The following is a 17,428-nucleotide window of genomic DNA, read 5'->3' as shown; positions in this document are numbered from 1 at the left end:
ACCGTCTCTGATTTCGATTCCACGAGTTCAGACCGTGTCCTGGAGCCCACGATGAAGCGAAGCCCCCACATGCTCCGGCGAGGAATCGTCGTGCTCGTCGCACTCATCTGGACGACTTCGGCGTTCGCCGCCACGCAGTTCGTCACACAGACCATCCAATCCTCCGGGAACGTGGGGCAGTTCTCATCGCTCGCGCTCTCTGCGGGCGAACCGCGGATCGGATACTGGGGCGGCGTCCGCCAGGACCTGAATCTTGCTTCGCGCAGTGGGGGCGTTTGGACCGTGGAGACCGCAGACTCCACCAGGGCGCTCGGCCTGCACACCTCCCTGGCAGCCATGCCGACCGGTGACGTCCGGATCAGCTATTACGACGCCACCAACGGGGACCTCAAGCTTGCGGCTCGCACCGCCGGAGTGTGGTCCCTCGAAGCCGTGGACACGGTGGGGAACGTCGGGCTCTTCACGTCCATCGAGGTGAACGGCGCGGGTGAACCCCGGGTCAGCTACTACGATCGGTCGCTCGGCGATCTGAAGTACGCCAGCCGTTCCGGAGGCGCGTGGACCATCGAGACGGTGGATGCCGGCGGGGACGTCGGATCCTACACCTCGCTCGCGCTCGATGGAGGCGGCAACCCGGCCATCACCTACTGGGATGCCGCGAATGGCGATCTCAAGCTGGCTCGCAAGTCGGGCGGCTCCTGGTCGATCGAGACCGTCGACCCGGCGGGAACGGTGGGCGAGTTCTCGTCCCTGGCGCTCGACGGCTCCGGCAATCCGCATGTCAGCTACTTCGACCGCACGAGAGGGCGGCTCAAGCTCGCCGTCCGGAGCGGAGGCGGATGGACCCTCGAGACCATTCCGGACACGCTCGCGACGGTGGGACAGTACACGTCGCTCGCGCTGAACGCCCTGGGCGACGCTCGGATCAGCTACTTCGACGTCACCAACGCGGACTTGCGCTATGCCCGCTGGCTCCGGGAGGACAGGCCGGCTCCCCAGCCGGACACCGCCTACTGGACCCTCAGTCAAGTCGAAGGCGCCGGCAACGTCGGGCAGTTCAGCTCGCTGCAGCTCGACGCCTTCGACGATCCATGGATCGCGTATTGGGATGCGAGCACCCAGAACCTCCGAGTCGCCAGGGACACGGTCGGCACAGGCACCTGGTTCCAGCAGCTCGTGGAGTCGGCCGGGGACGTGGGTCAGTATGCCTCGCTGGTGATCAGCGCGGGAACGCCGCGCATCAGCTACTGGGACTCGTCGCGGCAGGACCTCAAGCTCGCGACCCAGGGCCTCACCGGCAGCTGGAGCATCGAGATCGTGGACGACGGGGGAAACGTCGGCCAGTTCACGTCACTCGCACTCAGCGCGCAGGGCGATCCCTTCCTCAGCTACTGGGACAACACCTACGGCGCGGCCAACCTCAAAGTGGCTTCCCGGGTGGGTGGGGTCTGGTCCCGCGAGACCATCGACAGCGGAGGCGATGTCGGCCGATTCACCTCGATCGCGGTCAACGCCCAGGGCGATCCGCGAGTGGCCTACTACGACGCCACCAACGGCGATCTGAAGTTCGCGATCCGCACGGGTACGACGTGGGCGCTCGAGACCATCGATGCCGCCGGCGACGTCGGTCGCTACGTCTCGCTCGTGCTCTCCGCGCAGGGGGACGCCCGGGTCAGCTATTACGACGCGACCGCGGGTGATCTGAAGTTCGCCACCCGTGGGGCGGCCGGAGGCTGGACGCCGGAAGTCGTGGACGGTACCGGCGACGTCGGGCAGTTCACCTCGCTGGCTCTCGATTCCCTGGGTGAGCCTCGGATCAGCTACTACGACGTCACCAACGGTGATCTCAAGTATGCGAGTCGGTCGGGCGCCATCTGGACGCTCGAGGTCGTGGACGGAGCGGCGGACGTCGGCCAGCACACGTCGCTCGCGTTGGCTCGCGGCCGTTCTCCTTACCGGCCAGGCGATGCGACGGGCGACCCGCGGATCACCTATTACGACGTCACCACCCGGGACTTCAAGTTCGCCTCCCGGACCGCGGGTCAATGGACCTTGGAAGCCGTGGACACCCAGGGTGACGTCGGTCAGTTCACGTCCATCAAGATCAACGATCAGACCAACGTCGTGGCCGCGTATTTCGATGTCACCAACGCCGACCTCAAGCTTGCCACCCAGCACTACCCGGATATCGCGTTGTGGGCCTACCCGGGGGCATTCCGGCCTCAAGGCGCCGATTCCGTCATCCAGGCCCGTGCGCGGACGACGACGCTCCGCTGGCTTCGCGATCCGATGATGGAGTCTCGCCCCGACTTCGGCGGGTATCGCATCTACCGCGTGTTCTATTCGCCCGACACCACGCGTATGGAGCTGATCCGCCGCTTCAGCGTCAACCCGTCCGACTCGCTGACCATGTGGCACTTCCCGAGGATCGACCTGAGCACTCCGCTCCCCCAGCGGGTGGCGACGTTCGTGGATCCCGACTCGAGCGGCGCGTTCTTCAAGCGATGCCGGCGTGACAGCATGGGCCAGTGCTATTCCCCCGGAGACTCCATCATCGTCCTGATGCCTCCACCGGGCCCGCACGACGGCTTCCGCACCTGGTACGCGATCACTTACGAGGGCCGGAACATCCTGAGCAACGACTACCTCGACATGCATCTCAACGACGCGATCGCCTGCGTCGAGATTCAGCGCTCCTCGTGTCCCAATCTCAACCACAAGGCGCGCAACGTGACCGGCCCCGTCGAGCCCACGGTCGGACCGAAGCAGGATCTGCAGAAGGTCTCGGTGGTCCCCAATCCATTCCGGGCCAGCGAAGTCTGGGACACCCCGGGTGGTCACGAAGTCCACTTCATCAACCTGCCGACCCAGGCCAAGATCCGGATCTACACCGTGGCCGGGGACCTGGTGGCCATCCTCGAGCACAACGATCCGGTGCGGGACTTCGAGCGCTGGAACCTCAAGAACGGCCAGGGTCGGGACGTCAGCTCCGGGATCTACATCTATCGCGTCGAAGCGACGGACTTCTTCAAGCAGGATCGCTTCATCGTCATCCGCTGACGGGGAGCCGCGTCCATGACGGTCACGCTCGAGGTCCAGGTGGGGCGTGGCGCTATTGTCGAATCGCGCCACAGGATCGAAGCCGCCGTGGCCGACGTCGAGGGCCGGGTCCTCGCGGCGACCGCCGAGCCGCGGCTGATCACCTCCTTCCGATCCTCGGCCAAGCCGTTCCAGCTGCTGGCGCTCGTCGAGCGCGGGCACGCCGACCGATGGGGCTTCTCGGACGAGCACCTCGCAGTAATGGCCGCCTCGCACACCGGCAGCGAATATCATCGCCGGCTGGTGACCGAGATCCTCGAGCGGATCGATCTCCTCCCCTCGCACCTGGCCTGCGGATATCACGACCCGATCGATCGTGAAGCGCTGGCCGAAGTGCGCGCACATCACGAGCGGCGCTCGCCGCTCCACAACAACTGTTCCGGCAAGCACGCGGGCATGCTCGCCCTGGCGCGGGCGGAAGGGTGGCCGGTCGAAGGCTACGAGCGCCCCGAGCACATGGTGCAGCAGGCGGCCCATCGCTCGGTGGCCGAAGTCTGCGGCCTGCCGGCGGAGGAGATCCTGACCGGGACGGACAACTGCGGGGTCGTGGTGTTCGGGCTTCCGCTTCTCTCCATGGCGCGCGGTTACGCGCGCCTGGCCGCGGCGGTGGCGACGGGCGACGCTCGTGAGCGCGCGCTCCAGCGGATCCGCGCCGCGATGGTCGCCTACCCTCAGGCGGTCGGCGGGGCGTCGCGCCTCAGCACACAGCTCATGCAAGCGTCGCGCGGCCAGCTGGTTTCCAAGGGCGGAGCCGAAGGGCTCGAGTGCATCGGGAGCTCGAGCCGGGGCCTCGGCGTGGCGATCAAGGTGCGGGATGGCTCGGGACGGGCGCTCGGTCCAGCCATCGTGGCCTTCCTCGAACACCTCGACCTGCTCTCCGAAAGCGACCTGGAGCGCCTCGCCGCGACACGTGAGCCGGTGCTCAAGAGTCACGCCGGCCGCGAGGTGGGACATCTCACCGCGGTCTTGGAGGCGCTGAGCACCACCGGTTAGCCGCCCGCGTGCGATAATCCCCGCGAATGCGTAGCTCCTGCCCCGGCGTCACTTTCGTCACGCTCCTGCTCCTGTTCCTGCTCCTGGGATCGCCGGTTCCTTTCGGAGCCGGCTGGGCGCGGGCGGCGCTTCCCTCGCCGTTGGCTTCGAAAGTCGAGCCGCGCCTGGTTCGGGCGCTGGAGGACGCCCCCGAGGACACGATCTCTGCCTGGATCGAGTTCGCCGACAAGGGAGAGCAGGGGCCCTTCGACCTGGCGCGCCGGCTCGATCTCGCGGCCCAGTCGATATCGCCGCGAGCCAAAGCGAGACGCGCGCGAGCGCACGCCGCCTCGGTCGACTACCTCGACCTTCCGATCGAGCCCGCCTACCTCGAAGCGCTGAGGTCCCTCGGTCTCGCGCCCTATGGCGCTTCGCGCTGGTTCAACCGGGTCGCGGTGCGTGCTCCGGCTCGCGTGGTCGTGGATCTGGCGAGGCTCCCGTTCGTTTCCCGCATGGCGCCGGTCGAGGTCATGCGGCGCTCCTCCGTTCCGGAGGTCGAAAGGCCGGCGCCGGCTCGTCCAACACGCTCTGCCGGCGCATCGATCGTGGGCTATGGCCTCATGCACGACACGATCACGCAGCTCAACCTGGCCGCGGTGCACGACTCGGGATACACCGGCGCCGGGATCCTGGTGTGCGTGCTCGACGAAGGCTTCAACTATTTCGACAAGCACGAAGCCCTTCGCGACCACGCGATCCCCACGAGCCACCAGCGCGACTTCCACCGCGGGCTCGCCACGGCTCAGGACACGCTCGACCCGAGCCTGGTGCACGGCACCTGGGTGCTCGGCGTGCTGGCGGGGCGCAAGCCCGGCACCTACGTGGGCGCCGCCTACGACGCCGACTATGCCCTGGGCCGGACCGAAGTGCGCTCGTTCGAGCGCCATGTCGAGATGGTGTACTGGGCGCAGGGCGCGGAATGGGCCGACAGCCTGGGCGCCGACGTGATCAATACCTCGCTCGGCTACACCACCTTCGAAGCTCCCGACCCCGACTACACCTACGCGAGCATGGACGGTCACACCACGATCATCACTCGCGCGGCCCAGATCGCAGCCAGCAAGGGCATCCTGGTGGTCGCCGCGGTCGGCAACGACGGCGCCACGGCCTGGCACTTCCTCTCGGCGCCGAGCGATGCGCACGGTGACAGCGTGATCGCCGTCGGCGCGGTCGACGCCTCGGGTGTGCCGGCGGCGTTCTCGTCCTACGGGCCGAGCTTCGACGGACGCATCAAGCCGGATCTCGCGGCGCGCGGACGCTCGGTGCCGACCGTGGACACGTCGGGCGACCCTCAGGGGTACTCGCCCGGTCGCGACGGCACTTCATTCGCCACGCCGCTGATCACGGGCGTGGCGGCGTGCCTGCTCCAGGCCCGCCCTTCGTGGTCGGCGCGTGACGTGATCCTGGCGATGCGGGACTCGGCCTCTCGCAAGGCCGCTCCGGACGACCGCGTGGGGTACGGCATTCCGAACGCCTTGGCCGCGCTCAATGACTCCGGTCCCAACCCGCCGCCGCCCACGGCACCCGGACTCTCGCTGCGATCGAGCGGCCACAATCCGGTGGTCTTCGAGCAGGGTCCCGCCCGGTTCACGCTCTCGATCCCTGCCTCCCGGTGCGGCACGCAGGCCGAGGTGCAGGTGCGCGATGCCATGGGCCGGAAGGTACGCGACGTGTGGTCGGGCGTGGTATCGTGCCCGGCGCTCTCGTTGACCTGGAGTGGCACCGACGACGAGGGCCGCGCGGTACCGGCCGGTCTCTACCTCGTGGACGCTCGTGTGGGAAGCGAGCGCCTCACGCTCCGAATCGTCGGCCTGCGTTGAATCGACCTCGAATCGAAAGGAACCCCCGGATGAGACGTGCGGGCATCTGGCTCGCCGCCGCCCTGGCGTGCGCGGTCCCGGCCCACGCGCTCGAGATGACCCGCGCCGAGACGGTGACGCTGAAGAACGGCGTGCGCCTGGTGATGGCGCCGGATCAGAAGGCCAAGTCGGTGGACGTCGCGGTGTGGTACGACGCCGGCAGCCGACACGACCCTGCGGGACGCACCGGGGTCGCGCACCTCTTCGAGCATCTGATGTTCCGCGGGTCGAGCCACGTCGGCGACGGCGAGCACGGCCGGCTGGTGAGGAACGAGGGCGGTTCCTCGGGCGCCTACGCCACCCACGACTTCATGTCCTTCTACGAGACGCTGCCGCCCGACGCGGTGGAGCTGGCATTCCGGCTCGAGGCCGATCGCATGTCCGGGCTCACGCTCACCGACCAGGTGCTCGACCAGGAGCGGCGGCTGGTGGCGGACGAGCGGGAGCGCAGGGCGACGCCGATCTCGCTCGCGCTCGAGCGTGCGTACGCGCTCGCGTTCCCCAACCATCCGTACGGCATCTCGGTGTACGGCCGGCCGGCCGATCTCTCGAAGATCACGCTCAAGGAGCTTCGCGATTTCTACCGCGCGCGCTACGGCCCGTCGCGCGCCCTGGTCACGGTGGTCGGGAGCTTCTCGCGCGACGACGTCGTGAGTCTGGCGCGCAAGTATCTCGAGCCGATCAAGGGACCCTCGGTGAAAGCCCCCTCGCTTCCGGCCGACAAGCCGCAGACGGCCGAGCGGCGAGCGGTGACCCACGCCCAGGTGCCGCTGAGGGTCATGATGGCCGCCTGGCGAATGCCGCCGCGCGGGCATGCCGACTGGGCCCCGCTGAGTCTTCTGGCCTCGGTTCTGACGCGCGCCAACGATGCGCCGCTGGCGGCCAGGCTGATCGGAACGCCGCCGCTCGCCTACTCGGTCCAGGGGGACCTCGACAGCCGGCGGGAGGCCTCCCTCTTCTATCTCGCGCTCGCGGTCGCGCCCAACGCCGACAGCACGGATGTGGAGCGCGCCCTGTTCTCCGAGCTGGAGCGGCTCGGTCGCGAGCCGGTGACCGAAGGCGACCTCGAGAGGGCCAAGCGTCAGGCCGAGACCACGATCGGCTTCGGGCTCCAGACCACGAGGAGCCGCGCGCAGGCCATCGGCTCGGGATGCATGCTCACAGGCGACACGCAGGATCTCGACCGGCTGCTGGACCGCGTGCGAGCCACCAAGGCCGCGGATCTGCAGCGCGTCGCGGCTCAGCTCACCGCCGCGCGGCGCAACGTCGTGTGGCTCCTGCCCGTCGCGGACAGCGGTCCCGGCCGCTCGAGTGGAGGGCGTCCATGAGCGCCATGCGATCCGCGATCGTCTTCGCCGGCGCGCTGCTGGCTCTCGGGAGCGCCGCGGACGCGGCGCCGACACTGGTCCGCAAGCTCGAGAACGGCGCCCAGGTCGCGGTCATCAGCGATCGCCGCCTGCCGATCGTCCAGATCCAGATCCTGGTTCCCGCCGGCACCCGCCACGAGGAGCCGCTGGAAGCCGGCGCGGCATCCGTCGTCGCGCTGCTCCTCACTCGCGGGACCAGCTCGCGCACCGCCGATCAGATCGCGCACGACGTGGAGAGCCTCGGTGGCACGGTGCTGGGAGAGGCGGCGCGCGACTACGCCACCGTGTCCGGCGCGTTCCGTTCGGCCGATCTCGAGCGAGGCCTCGAGCTGATGGCGGACGCGGTGATCAATCCCATCTTCGACGACCGCGAGCTCTCGGTGGCGCGTCAGGAGCTCGCGCGCCGCGTGCTCGAGTCGCGCACCCACCTCGACGTGGTGGCCCAGGAGCACGTGTGGGCGCTGGCGATGAAGGGACACCCTTACGCCGCGCCGCTCGGCGGCTCGGTCGAGGCGGCTTCGGCGCTCACCCGCTCGCGGGTGATGGGCTTCCACCGCGCGCAGTATCGGCCGGACCACGCCTTGATCGCCGTGGCCGGAGATGTCGACCCCGAAGCCGCGTTCACCGCGGCGCAGGAGGCCTTCCGGAGCTGGGCGGGTCGCGCCCGGACGGTGGCGCCGGCCACCGCCCCCGAGCCCCGGACGCTCTCGAGCCTCCAGATCCGGCTGGTGGACGTGCCTGGGGCGGAGGAAGCCGAGGTGCGGCTCGCCGTTCCGGTCTCCGCGCGTGGCGCCCGGGATGCGGGAGCGCTCGCGGTCGCCAACGACCTGCTCGGCGGGGCTGCAGGGTCGCGGCTGGCCGGCCCGGGCCGGGTGGCGCGCGCCTACAGCATGCTCGATCAGCAGCGTGAAGCCGGGCTCCTGATCCTCGCCTCCTCCGCGCGCAACGACTCCGTGATCGCGTCGGCGGCCTCGCTGCGGGCCGAGTTGAAGCGCTTCGCCGGCTCGCCTCCGCCGGCGGCGGAAGTGGAGCGCTCGCGGCGCATCCTGAGCCGCGCCTACCCGCTGCGGAACGAGACGCTCGGCGCGCAGGCTGCCACGTGGCTCACCGCCGCCTCGCTCGGCCTCGGCGACGATTACGGCGACCGCTACCCCACCGAGCTGGCGGCGGTGTCGCCCGAGAGCGTGCAGGACGTGGCGCGCCGGTACTTCGATCCGGATCACGCGGTGCTCGTGGTGGTGGGATCGGCCGAAGCCCTGAAGGCCGGGCTCCAATCGCTGGGCGCCGTCGAGGTCGTCCCCGTGGGGCAGCCCGCGACGCCGATCGCGGTGTCGCCCGCGATGCGGATGGACGAGCCCGACGAGGCGTCGATCCGCGAAGGCCGGAAGCGGGCGGATGCGGCCGTCACCGCACACGGCGGAATCAAACGCCTCAAGGCGATCAAGGACTCCCGGGTAGAGTCCGAGATCACGCTCTATCGCGGCAGCGAGTCGATCAGCGGCAAGCAGACCGAAATGAGGCTCGAGCCCGGAAGGCTCCGCACCGAGACGGCGTTCATGCAGCTCATGACGGTTCAGGCGCTTCATGGCGACACCGCATGGACCCGCATGACCGCGGGCGAGAACGACTCCACCTTCCAGGAGGAGGCGGATGGAGTCCAGGCGATGCGGCGGGCTTTTTCCGGCGACGTCCCGCACCTGCTGATCATGGCCGCGAACCCCCAGTCCCGGGTGGCATTCCGCGGCCAGGACGAGATCGGAGGCGTGATGGCCGACATCGTCGAAGTGGTGGGCCAGGAAGGCACGCGATGGGTGCTCTACCTCGATCCGAAGACCCGACGCCTGATCGGCGCCGAGGACAACCAGGGCTCGCCGCTCGCGGGGTCGGCGCTGAGACGCTTGTTCGGAGACCTCCGCACGGTGCAAGGTGTGTTGTGGCCGCACACCGAGGAGAGACAGGTCAATGGTGAGCGGACGCTCACCCTCAAGGTGACTCGAGTTCAGATCAACACGGGAATCTCGCCGGCCGCTTTCCTGAGCCAGGCCCCCACGAAGACCAGTCCACGCCGGCGCTAGGGAGGCGCGCATGACCGAATCTCAGGTGGTCACGTCCGACACGTACGTCTACTTTTTCGGGGAAGGCCGCGCGGACGGCAACGCGAAGATGCGCGACCTCCTCGGCGGCAAGGGCGCGGGCCTGGCGGAGATGTCGAACGCCGGAGTGCCGGTGCCTCCCGGCTTCACCATCACCACCGAGGTGTGCCGCCACTACTACGAGCACGGCAGGAAGCTCCCCCCGCGGTTCGACGATCAGCAGGAGGCCGCGCTCGAGCGCCTGCAGAACGTGATGGGCAAGCGCCTGGGCGATCCCCGGGATCCGCTGCTGGTGTCGGTGAGGTCGGGCGCCAAGTTCTCGATGCCGGGCATGATGGACACGGTGCTCAACCTCGGGCTCAACGACCGCTCGAGCCAGGGGCTCGCAGAGCGCTCGGGGGATGCGCGTTTCGCGCTCGACTGCTACCGGCGCTTCATCCAGATGTTCGGCTCGGTGGTGCTCGGGCTCGAGAAGAGCGAGTTCGAGGACCATCTCCACGCCCTCAAGAAGCGACGCCGGGTCGAAAGCGATCTCGAGCTCGGCCTGGAAGACCTCACCCTGTTGGTGCGCGACTTTCGTGAGCTGGTGCGGCGCCGCGCCGGACGCGACTTCCCGCAGAACCCGCTCGAGCAGCTCGCCATGGCGCGCGACGCGGTGTTCCGCTCGTGGAACAACGAGCGAGCCGTCTACTACCGCCGGCAGAACGGGATCCCCGACGACATCGGCACCGCGGTGAACGTCCAGGCCATGGTGTTCGGCAACCTCGGGCCGACGTCGGGAACGGGGGTCGGTTTCACCCGGAACCCGGCCACCGGCGAGAACCACTTCTACGGCGAGTACCTGGTCAACGCGCAGGGCGAAGACGTGGTCGCCGGCGTCCGGACGCCCGAGCCGATTCGGGTGCTCGGCGAGCGCATGCCCGACGTCTACGCGCAGCTGCGCGACATCACCAGCCGGCTCGAGAAGCATTACCGCGACGTCCAGGACTTCGAGTTCACGGTTCAGGAGGGCAAGCTCTTCCTGCTCCAGACCCGCACCGCCAAACGCACCGCGCAGGCGGCGGTCAAGATCGCGGTGGACATGGCGAGCGAAGGGCTGATCAGCCGACACGAGGCGGTCATGCGAGTCGAGCCGTCCTCGCTCGACCAGCTCCTTCACCCGCGGATCGATCCCAAGGCCAAGGCCCAGATCGTGGCCCAGGGGCTCGCGGCCTCTCCCGGAGCCGCGGCAGGACGCGCGGTGTTCGACGCCGACGATGCCGCGGAGCGCGGGGACAAGGAGAAGGTCATTCTGGTGCGCCGGGAGACCACGCCCGACGACATCCATGGGATGGATGCCGCGCAAGGCATCCTGACATCGACCGGCGGTCTCACCAGCCACGCGGCGGTGGTGGCGCGCGGGATGGGCAAGCCGTGCGTGTGCGGGGCCTCGCAGGTGGTCGTCGACACCAAGGCGCGACGATTCTCGGCCGGCGGCGTGCAGGTCAAGGAAGGTGACTGGGTCACGATCGACGGCGGCACCGGACGGGTGATGCTCGGCCAGGTCCCGACACTCGAGGCCGTGGTGAGCGGGGAGTTCGCCACCTTCATGAGCTGGGCCGACGAATCGCGCCGGCTCAAGGTGCGGGCGAACGCCGACATCCCGCGCGACGCCAAGAAGGCGCGCGAGTTCGGCGCCGAGGGCATCGGGCTGTGCCGCACCGAGCACATGTTCTTCGCCGAGGAGCGGCTGCCGCACGTGGTCGACATGATCATGGCCGCGCCCCAGGTCAAGGCCATCGAGGCGCGGCGCGCCGCGATCGAGAAAGACCTGCAGGCCGCCTCCCCAGGCGAGGCCAAGGCGCTCAAGGCGGACCTCGCCCGGATCGACAAGGAGCTGGCGGAGCCTTCCAAGCGCTACCGCGGCGCGCTCGCGAAGCTGCTGCCCTTCCAGCGCGCCGACTTCCGCGGCTTGTTCAAGGCCATGGACGGGTATCCGGTCACCATCCGCACGCTCGATCCGCCGCTTCACGAGTTCCTGCCCAAGCGCGAAAACCTGATGGCCGAGGTGGCGGTGCTCAACGCCGAGTGGGAGCGGAGCAAGAAGCGCGCGCGCAAGGCCGCCAAGCCGGCGAAGCTCGCCCGCCTGGAGAAGCTGCTCCACCGGGTCGAGGAGCTGCACGAGTTCAACCCGATGCTCGGCCATCGTGGCTGCCGGCTCGGCATCACCTATCCCGAGATCACCGCGATGCAGGCGCGCGCGATCTTCGAAGCGGCGTGCGACGCCGCGAAGGACGGCGCGCGGGCGATCCCCGAGATCATGATTCCGCTGGTCGGCCACGTGAACGAGCTCAAGGATCAGGCCGCCGTCGTGCGCCGCGTGGCCGAGGAGGTCATGGAGCGCCGGGGCACGCGAGTCGAGTACCTGGTCGGCACCATGATCGAGGTGCCGCGCGCCGCGGTGTCGGCCGCGGGGATCGCCGAGGAGGCGGAGTTCTTCTCGTTCGGCACCAACGATCTCACGCAGATGGCCTTCGGCTTCTCGCGCGACGACGCCGGCAAGTTCCTCGGCGAGTACGTGGCGCGAAAGATCCTGCCCAGCGATCCCTTCGTCTCGATCGACGAGGAGGGCGTCGGCCACCTGATGGAATGGGCGGTCAAGGAGGGCCGGTCGAGGCGCAAGCAGCTCAAGGTCGGCATCTGTGGAGAGCATGGCGGCGATCCTTCGAGCGTCGAGTTCTGCCACCGCACGAACCTCGACTACGTCTCGTGCTCGCCGTTCCGCGTGCCGATCGCCCGCCTCGCGGCGGCTCAGGCCGCGCTGCGCGGCAAGGCCGCGGGGAGCGATCAGCGGTGAGGATGCGGGATCTGAAGCCCGTGGCGCTGATCGCCGTGGGCTTGATGGCGGGAACCGCCGCGTTCGCCGCCGAGACGCCGATTCCCGACTCGAAGACCCGGCCCGACAGCATCATGTTCGCGTCGATTCGATGGCTCACGCCCGTCGACGACGTGGCGGCGCAGCTCGCGGCGAAGGGATACAAGGAGACGCCCGGCGCGCGCACCAAGGACCTGCTCGCCGCGGACGGGAAGATCTTCGACGCCTACGCGATCATCCACGCCCGGCTCGACGACGAAAGCCGTGTGGTGCGCTGGGAGATCACCGTTCCATCGAAGGGCGAGCGCAACGAGTACGCCATCCAGCGGAAGATCTACGACGACCTGGTGGCCGAGCTGCTGGCCAGGTACGGCCGGCGCCAGGAGACGGTGGAGAAGTTCCGCTTTCCCTACGTGAAGGGCGATCCCAACAGCGCGCGCGGGGTCCGTGGCGGCTACGTGACCATCCGCTCGGGCTGGGCTTCGAAGGGCGGCGATCGGGTGCAGGTGGAGATGACCGACGACATGTCGGTGGCGCTCACCTACGAGTCGCGCTGGTGGCAGAAGATGGAAGACGAGCGCCGGCGGAAGAAGGCCAAGAACCTGTAGGGCTCGGCCACCCCTCAGCGAGCCACGTTCGCCCGCTCGGGGTGCTCCATCTCGGCGAGCACCCGCTCGGCACGCCCGGCGATCTCGGTCCAGGCGGGATCGGCCCATTCCACCTGCCGGTAACCGACCATCGCTTCCCACGGGAACCCCCAGGCTCCCAGAGCCTGTGCCCGGGTGCGGATGCCCCAGGCGCGCGCGCGCGCGTCTCGCGCGGTGCGCTCGGCGGCCACCAGCTCGACCAGCGCCCAGCGGACCAGCTCGACTCTTTCGATCGAAGAGCGCACCGCGAACTCCTGGCGACCGAGATGGTGGCGGCTCTGGTGGACGGCATTGAGCATCGCGGTGGCGTAGTCGTGATGGAGCTGGGACAAGCTCGTATCCGACTCCATGACCCGGCGGAACATCGGCAGGCTCTCGATGAAGCGTCCTTGCTGGCTCAGCGTCATGGCCTCGGCATAGGTCTGGCGGGAATCGAATGGCGCGCCCCCGGTGTCCGGCGGCTGAGGGTGCCTGCCGAAGCGCCACCACAGGGCCGCTCCCACCGCCAGCGTCAGCACGACGACCGGCGTCACGATCGAGCGCTTCGGTCGCGGCGCGGGCTTCGCCGCCGGCGGCCGGCGCGCCGCGCGTGAGCGCTTGGGGCTCATCGCGCCGCGGCCAGCCGGCGCAGCCCCACGCGCGCCTCGCGGGTCCCGGGCGGCGCCATGATCACGGTGTCGGACCGCCGCGTGAGCGGTGACGGAGGATCGCCCGAGAGCGCGGTTCCAGGGGGAAGGGTGAGCGCGGTCCACACGTCCACCGGCGTCCATCGCCACGTCGCTTCGTCATTCCTGAGCCCGAACTCGAGGTCGATCCGGCCCCATCGGGTCGGCGCGCGCTCGATCCTCGAGCCTCGCCACCAGCGATCACGGGCGCCCATCGTCAGCGCCAGCACGTCGCCGTCATCGAACAGGAGCGCGTTGCGCGTGAGTGCGATCAGCGCCGCGGCGCTGGTCGGATGCGGCGGCAGGTTGCGGCCGAAGTCGCGCTCGCGGGAGAACAGCTCGGCCGAGGCACCGCTCGCGTTCCTCCAGTGGAGCAGCGCGGCCAGCACGCTGTCCGCCTCCGCGCGGCGCCCGGCGAGCAACGCCCAGGTGCCGAGGTCGGCGCCCACGTAGCCGTGCAGCGAGTCGCGATGGCCATAGATGACGAGCCCGACGTGGCCCGCTTCTCTCCACGCGCGCTCGGCCAGCGACGCCAGCCTCGGATGCAGAGGCGGAAGGGCCATGCACGGCCATCCCACCGCGAAGTTGCCCCAGTCCCTGCCGATGCCTTGCCACGTCGGTGGAATGTCACGGCTGCCGGTCCGGTCGAGCGCGGCCACGAAATCCGCGGTGTAGCGCTCGCGCGTCCGGTCCACGGCGGAGGCCTCCTGCTCGAGACCGGCGGCGCGCATCAGCCGCGCGGTCGCGCGATATCCCGCCAACGCCCAGGCATCGGTGCCCACCATCTGCGCCACGACCAGCTCGGCGTCTCGCGGATCGGCGTAAGGCAGCATGAGTCCAAACCGCCACCCGGACTGCCGCCCGAAGTCGCGCTGCCACTCGTACCACTTCCATGCGCGGCGCGCGGCGTCGACGTAGCGCGCGAGAGACTCCGCCGGCGACGGCCGCAGCATGGCCTGCTCGAACGCCCACAGCGCCTGGCCGGTGCCGTCGGGCTGCCCGCGCTGCGACATGAAGCCGCCCTGCGGCCACTGGAAGCGCATGAAGCCGCGAGCCAGAGCCTGCGCCTCCTGGGTATGGCCGGCCACCGAGAGGGCGGCGATCAGACGCGCTCCGTCGCGCAGCCAGATGTCGCGATAGTGGAAGGGCCCGCCGATCGGCATCCAGTCGGGGCCGCGGCGCTCGCGGCAGGAGAGGAGCAGCACGCGGGCCGCCGAGAGCGCGGCTTCCACTTCGGGATCTCCGAGCGCGAACCGCGTTGCGCCCTCGAGCGTCCGTGTCCAGTAATCCCGCGCGTCCGCCACACGGCGGGCGTGAGGAGTCCTGGCCAGCGCGCGGACGAGGGCGGCGGACTTCGGATAGGAAGGCAGGAGCACGCGCACGGTCCTGGTCTCGCCGGGCGCGAGCGTCCACTCGCTGCTCCACGTCGCTCCGGGCTTGGCGCCTTCCGTCCAGGCGTAGATCGTGTCCTTGCCGTTCGAGCCCCAGGTCAGAGGAGGCGTAGGGGTCTCGGGCGCATCGAATGCGACGAAGATCGGATCCGGGTCGGGGGGTGAGAGCGACAGGGTCAGTCGCGCCGGCCGCGGCTCGGCGGCGCGGTTGATGGCGCTCACCGCCAGCGAGGCCACCAGCTGACTGTCTCGCGGAGCCGGCTCGGGGAACGCCACCCCTTCGAACCGCCACTCGATGTCTCCGCTCTTGCGCCACCAGTGAGCGACCGGCAGCCAGCGGCCCTCGTAGGCGATCGCTTTGGGCGCGCTCGCGGCCGCCGTTCCTGAAGCGGGCTCCACTCGCACCTCGACCTCGCCGTCGAAGAGATCGCCTTCCGGCGTGATCTGCCATCCGCGCGTCGTGCCCGGCCACATCAGGGCCGCGGTGGAACGCGCGAACGCCTCGGGCATCGAGTCGGGATCGAACGACGCGGCCGGCCTCGGGCCCTCACCCGATGGCGAGGTTCCGCACGCAGCCAGCCACAGGATCGTGAAGTGAACCGCGGCCGCGCGGCAAACGCGAACGGTCAATGCGTGCCCCCGTTGCGGAGGTTTTCCTCGGCGGCGCTCGTCGCGCGCGCGATCACGCCGTTGTCGGGAGCCTGACGGGCCGCCTGGCGAAATTCCATCAGCGCGTCGATGGCGAACCCGAAGGTGTGGAAGGCCTGGGCGCGCTGGAAGAACACCAGGGCCTGGTCGGCCGGCTGGCTGGCCCACTTCAGAGCTTCCTCCGTCTGGCCCAGCGACTCACGGATCATGCTGATCCGCTCGATGCTCGAGCGGGTCGCGGGCTCGTTCTTCCCGAGATGGACGCGCGCTTCTTGAGCACCGTTGTAGAGCGTGCTGGCGTAGTTCTCTCGCGCGGTCCACGAATCGGGCGCCAGGGTCACGGCGCGGCGGAAGTAAGGCAGAGCCGCCAGGTGGTGGCCCGCGCCTCCGTGACGGAGGCCGGCCGCGAACGCGTCGTCGATGCTCATCCGCTCGATGGGATCGGCCGGGACCCGCCGCGCCTCGAAGGCGCGCCATGCGAGCCATGCGCCGATCGCGAGCGCCAGCGTGCCGAGGATGGCGATCGGCGCGCCGGACGCTTTGCGGTCGCGGCGCGAGGCGGTTCGCGATGGCGGACGTGCCTTCGGCTTGCGCCGACTCAAGCCACACTCGGAAGTCGCATGGGAGGCGAGTCTATGGCGAAGACCCGCGTCGAGACAACGGCTGGCGGTCGTGGGCGCTTTGCGGGAGGCCCTTCGTCGGTGCGAAGATGCGCGGCCATTCGTTCAGGAGGCCGCGTGCCGACCTCGCAGCATTGGCAGATTCCCCACGTGCTCCAGGTCATTGCCGAGGAGCAGCCCGCCACGTTGCTGGACGTGGGCGCGGGATACGGGAAGTTCGGCTGCCTGGCCCGCGAGTACGCCTCCCCCTCACGCGTCGACGCCGTCGACGCCAATCCTCCTCGCTTCGCGCAATACGATCACGTCTATCTCGGCGACCTTCGCCAGCTCGCCAGCCTGCTGCCGGCCGACGCGCCGCGCTACGACCTGGCGCTCTTCATCGACGTGATCGAGCACTTCGAGAAGGCCGAAGGATATCGGGTGCTGGACGAGCTCACGCGGCGGGCTCGGCGCGTGGTCGTGGCGACGCCGCTGGGCTTCCGTCCCCAGGAGATTCCGGGCATGCCGTTCGAGACCCATCGCTCCGGATGGTGGCCGTGGGACTTCGGCCGCTACCGCCTCCACCACTGGCGCGTCTTCCCCGGTCATCTCACCCGGCGTCTGGGCCTGCCCCGGCTCTGGCAGCTCCTGGTCGTCGTCGAGGCCAGGACCTCGGTCTGACGCCGGGTCTTACTCGCGCGGCGTCGACGTCGAGATGGCTTCCAACGCCTCGGCGGCCAGCTCGCGCTCCTTGCTGCCGGACACCGCAAGGTCCCCCAGAGAGAGAATGCCGGCCAGCTTCTGGTCACGGTCGAGGACCAGCACGCGGCGGATCTGTCGATCTTCCATGAGGCGCGCGGCGTCGTCGACCGCCTGATCCTCGTAACAGTAGACGACGTCCTGGGTCATCGTGCCCCGCACCCTGGCTGCGGTCGGATTCTCGCCATCCGCCACGGCCCGAACCGTGATGTCCCGGTCGGTGACCACCCCCATCGGCCGCGCGTCGTCGTCGCAGACCGGCAGCGTGCCCACGTCCAAGTCGCGCATCTTGCGCGCGGCCTCCTGAAGCGTCGCGTCCGGGCGGATGCATTCCACGCCCTTGGTCATGCATTCATCGAGTCGCATGGCGTAGCTCCCCGTGAAAGCCGCGCCTCGGATCCATGGGCGCTGGATT

At 69.5% G+C, this 17,428-nt stretch carries 12 protein-coding genes; 8 read left to right on the top strand and 4 right to left on the bottom strand.

Features of this window, described 5'->3' with window-relative positions:
* The first annotated feature begins 51 nt into the window (after positions 1-51).
* Genes VFQ05_15680 through VFQ05_15650 form a run of 7 tightly spaced genes read left to right on the top strand, consistent with a single transcriptional unit; the run spans position 52 to position 12,912 of the window.
* Positions 52-3,060, top strand: coding sequence for a hypothetical protein (locus VFQ05_15680; GenBank protein ID HET9328207.1), 3,009 nt, complete (start codon positions 52-54; stop codon positions 3,058-3,060).
* A 15-nt stretch (positions 3,061-3,075) separates the two neighbouring features.
* A complete protein-coding gene (locus tag VFQ05_15675; protein ID HET9328206.1) occupies positions 3,076-4,092 on the top strand; it encodes an asparaginase in 1,017 nt (338 codons plus the stop codon).
* 26 nt (positions 4,093-4,118) lie between these two features.
* Complete coding sequence (locus tag VFQ05_15670; protein ID HET9328205.1) at positions 4,119-5,951, top strand: S8 family serine peptidase; 1,833 nt, start codon at positions 4,119-4,121, stop codon at positions 5,949-5,951.
* A gap of 29 nt (positions 5,952-5,980) precedes the next feature.
* Positions 5,981-7,318: a pitrilysin family protein gene (locus VFQ05_15665; GenBank protein ID HET9328204.1), complete on the top strand. Its 1,338-nt coding sequence runs from the start codon at positions 5,981-5,983 to the stop codon at positions 7,316-7,318.
* Entirely contained in the window at positions 7,315-9,432 is a 2,118-nt protein-coding gene (locus VFQ05_15660) for a pitrilysin family protein (protein HET9328203.1), read from the top strand. Before VFQ05_15665 ends, VFQ05_15660 begins: the two co-directional genes overlap by 4 nt.
* A 10-nt stretch (positions 9,433-9,442) precedes the next feature.
* Positions 9,443-12,286, top strand: coding sequence for a pyruvate, phosphate dikinase (ppdK, locus tag VFQ05_15655; protein ID HET9328202.1), 2,844 nt, complete (start codon positions 9,443-9,445; stop codon positions 12,284-12,286).
* Positions 12,287-12,288: 2 nt separating this feature from the next.
* On the top strand, positions 12,289-12,912 hold the full coding sequence (locus VFQ05_15650) for a hypothetical protein (GenBank protein ID HET9328201.1): 624 nt from the start codon (positions 12,289-12,291) through the stop codon (positions 12,910-12,912).
* 14 nt (positions 12,913-12,926) lie between these two features.
* Here the strand turns inward: VFQ05_15650 and VFQ05_15645 are convergent, their stop codons facing one another.
* From VFQ05_15645 to VFQ05_15635, 3 genes are read right to left on the bottom strand one after another with little or no spacing between them, the layout of a single operon-like run.
* On the bottom strand, positions 12,927-13,559 hold the full coding sequence (locus VFQ05_15645; GenBank protein ID HET9328200.1) for a hypothetical protein: 633 nt from the start codon (positions 13,557-13,559) through the stop codon (positions 12,927-12,929).
* Positions 13,556-15,637 (bottom strand): hypothetical protein, encoded by a 2,082-nt coding sequence (locus VFQ05_15640; protein ID HET9328199.1) that lies wholly within the window; start codon positions 15,635-15,637, stop codon positions 13,556-13,558. The genes VFQ05_15645 and VFQ05_15640 overlap by 4 nt, the downstream gene beginning before the upstream one ends.
* A complete protein-coding gene (locus tag VFQ05_15635; protein HET9328198.1) occupies positions 15,634-16,257 on the bottom strand; it encodes a hypothetical protein in 624 nt (207 codons plus the stop codon). The genes VFQ05_15640 and VFQ05_15635 overlap by 4 nt, the downstream gene beginning before the upstream one ends.
* A 135-nt stretch (positions 16,258-16,392) precedes the next feature.
* Here VFQ05_15635 and VFQ05_15630 point away from each other — a divergent pair, with 135 nt between their 5' ends.
* The gene (locus VFQ05_15630) at positions 16,393-16,935 is read left to right on the top strand and encodes a class I SAM-dependent methyltransferase (protein ID HET9328197.1); all 543 of its coding nucleotides are present in this window, start codon (positions 16,393-16,395) and stop codon (positions 16,933-16,935) included.
* Between the two features lie 9 nt (positions 16,936-16,944).
* On the opposite strand, the gene VFQ05_15625 is transcribed toward VFQ05_15630, so the two are convergent.
* Positions 16,945-17,379 (bottom strand): CBS domain-containing protein, encoded by a 435-nt coding sequence (locus tag VFQ05_15625; protein HET9328196.1) that lies wholly within the window; start codon positions 17,377-17,379, stop codon positions 16,945-16,947.
* Positions 17,380-17,428 lie beyond the last annotated feature (49 nt).

The sequence above is a fragment of the Candidatus Eisenbacteria bacterium genome (genome assembly GCA_035712145.1).
In the GTDB taxonomy this organism is placed as follows: Bacteria; Eisenbacteria; RBG-16-71-46; order RBG-16-71-46; family RBG-16-71-46; genus DASTBI01.
Note: the sequence above shows the minus strand (reverse complement) of the source record. Positions and strands in the feature narration are given on the sequence as shown.

Bases quoted from the DNA above. Each gene is read 5' to 3' on its own strand.
- VFQ05_15680 (HET9328207.1), top strand. From the start codon at position 52: ATGAAGCGAAGCCCCCACATGCTCCGGCGAGGAATCGTCGTGCTCGTC.
- VFQ05_15675 (HET9328206.1), top strand. From the start codon at position 3,076: ATGACGGTCACGCTCGAGGTCCAGGTGGGGCGTGGCGCTATTGTCGAA.
- VFQ05_15670 (HET9328205.1), top strand. From the start codon at position 4,119: ATGCGTAGCTCCTGCCCCGGCGTCACTTTCGTCACGCTCCTGCTCCTG.
- VFQ05_15665 (HET9328204.1), top strand. From the start codon at position 5,981: ATGAGACGTGCGGGCATCTGGCTCGCCGCCGCCCTGGCGTGCGCGGTC.
- VFQ05_15660 (HET9328203.1), top strand. From the start codon at position 7,315: ATGAGCGCCATGCGATCCGCGATCGTCTTCGCCGGCGCGCTGCTGGCT.
- ppdK (HET9328202.1), top strand. From the start codon at position 9,443: ATGACCGAATCTCAGGTGGTCACGTCCGACACGTACGTCTACTTTTTC.
- VFQ05_15650 (HET9328201.1), top strand. From the start codon at position 12,289: ATGCGGGATCTGAAGCCCGTGGCGCTGATCGCCGTGGGCTTGATGGCG.
- VFQ05_15645 (HET9328200.1), bottom strand. From the start codon at position 13,559: ATGAGCCCCAAGCGCTCACGCGCGGCGCGCCGGCCGCCGGCGGCGAAG.
- VFQ05_15625 (HET9328196.1), bottom strand. From the start codon at position 17,379: ATGCGACTCGATGAATGCATGACCAAGGGCGTGGAATGCATCCGCCCG.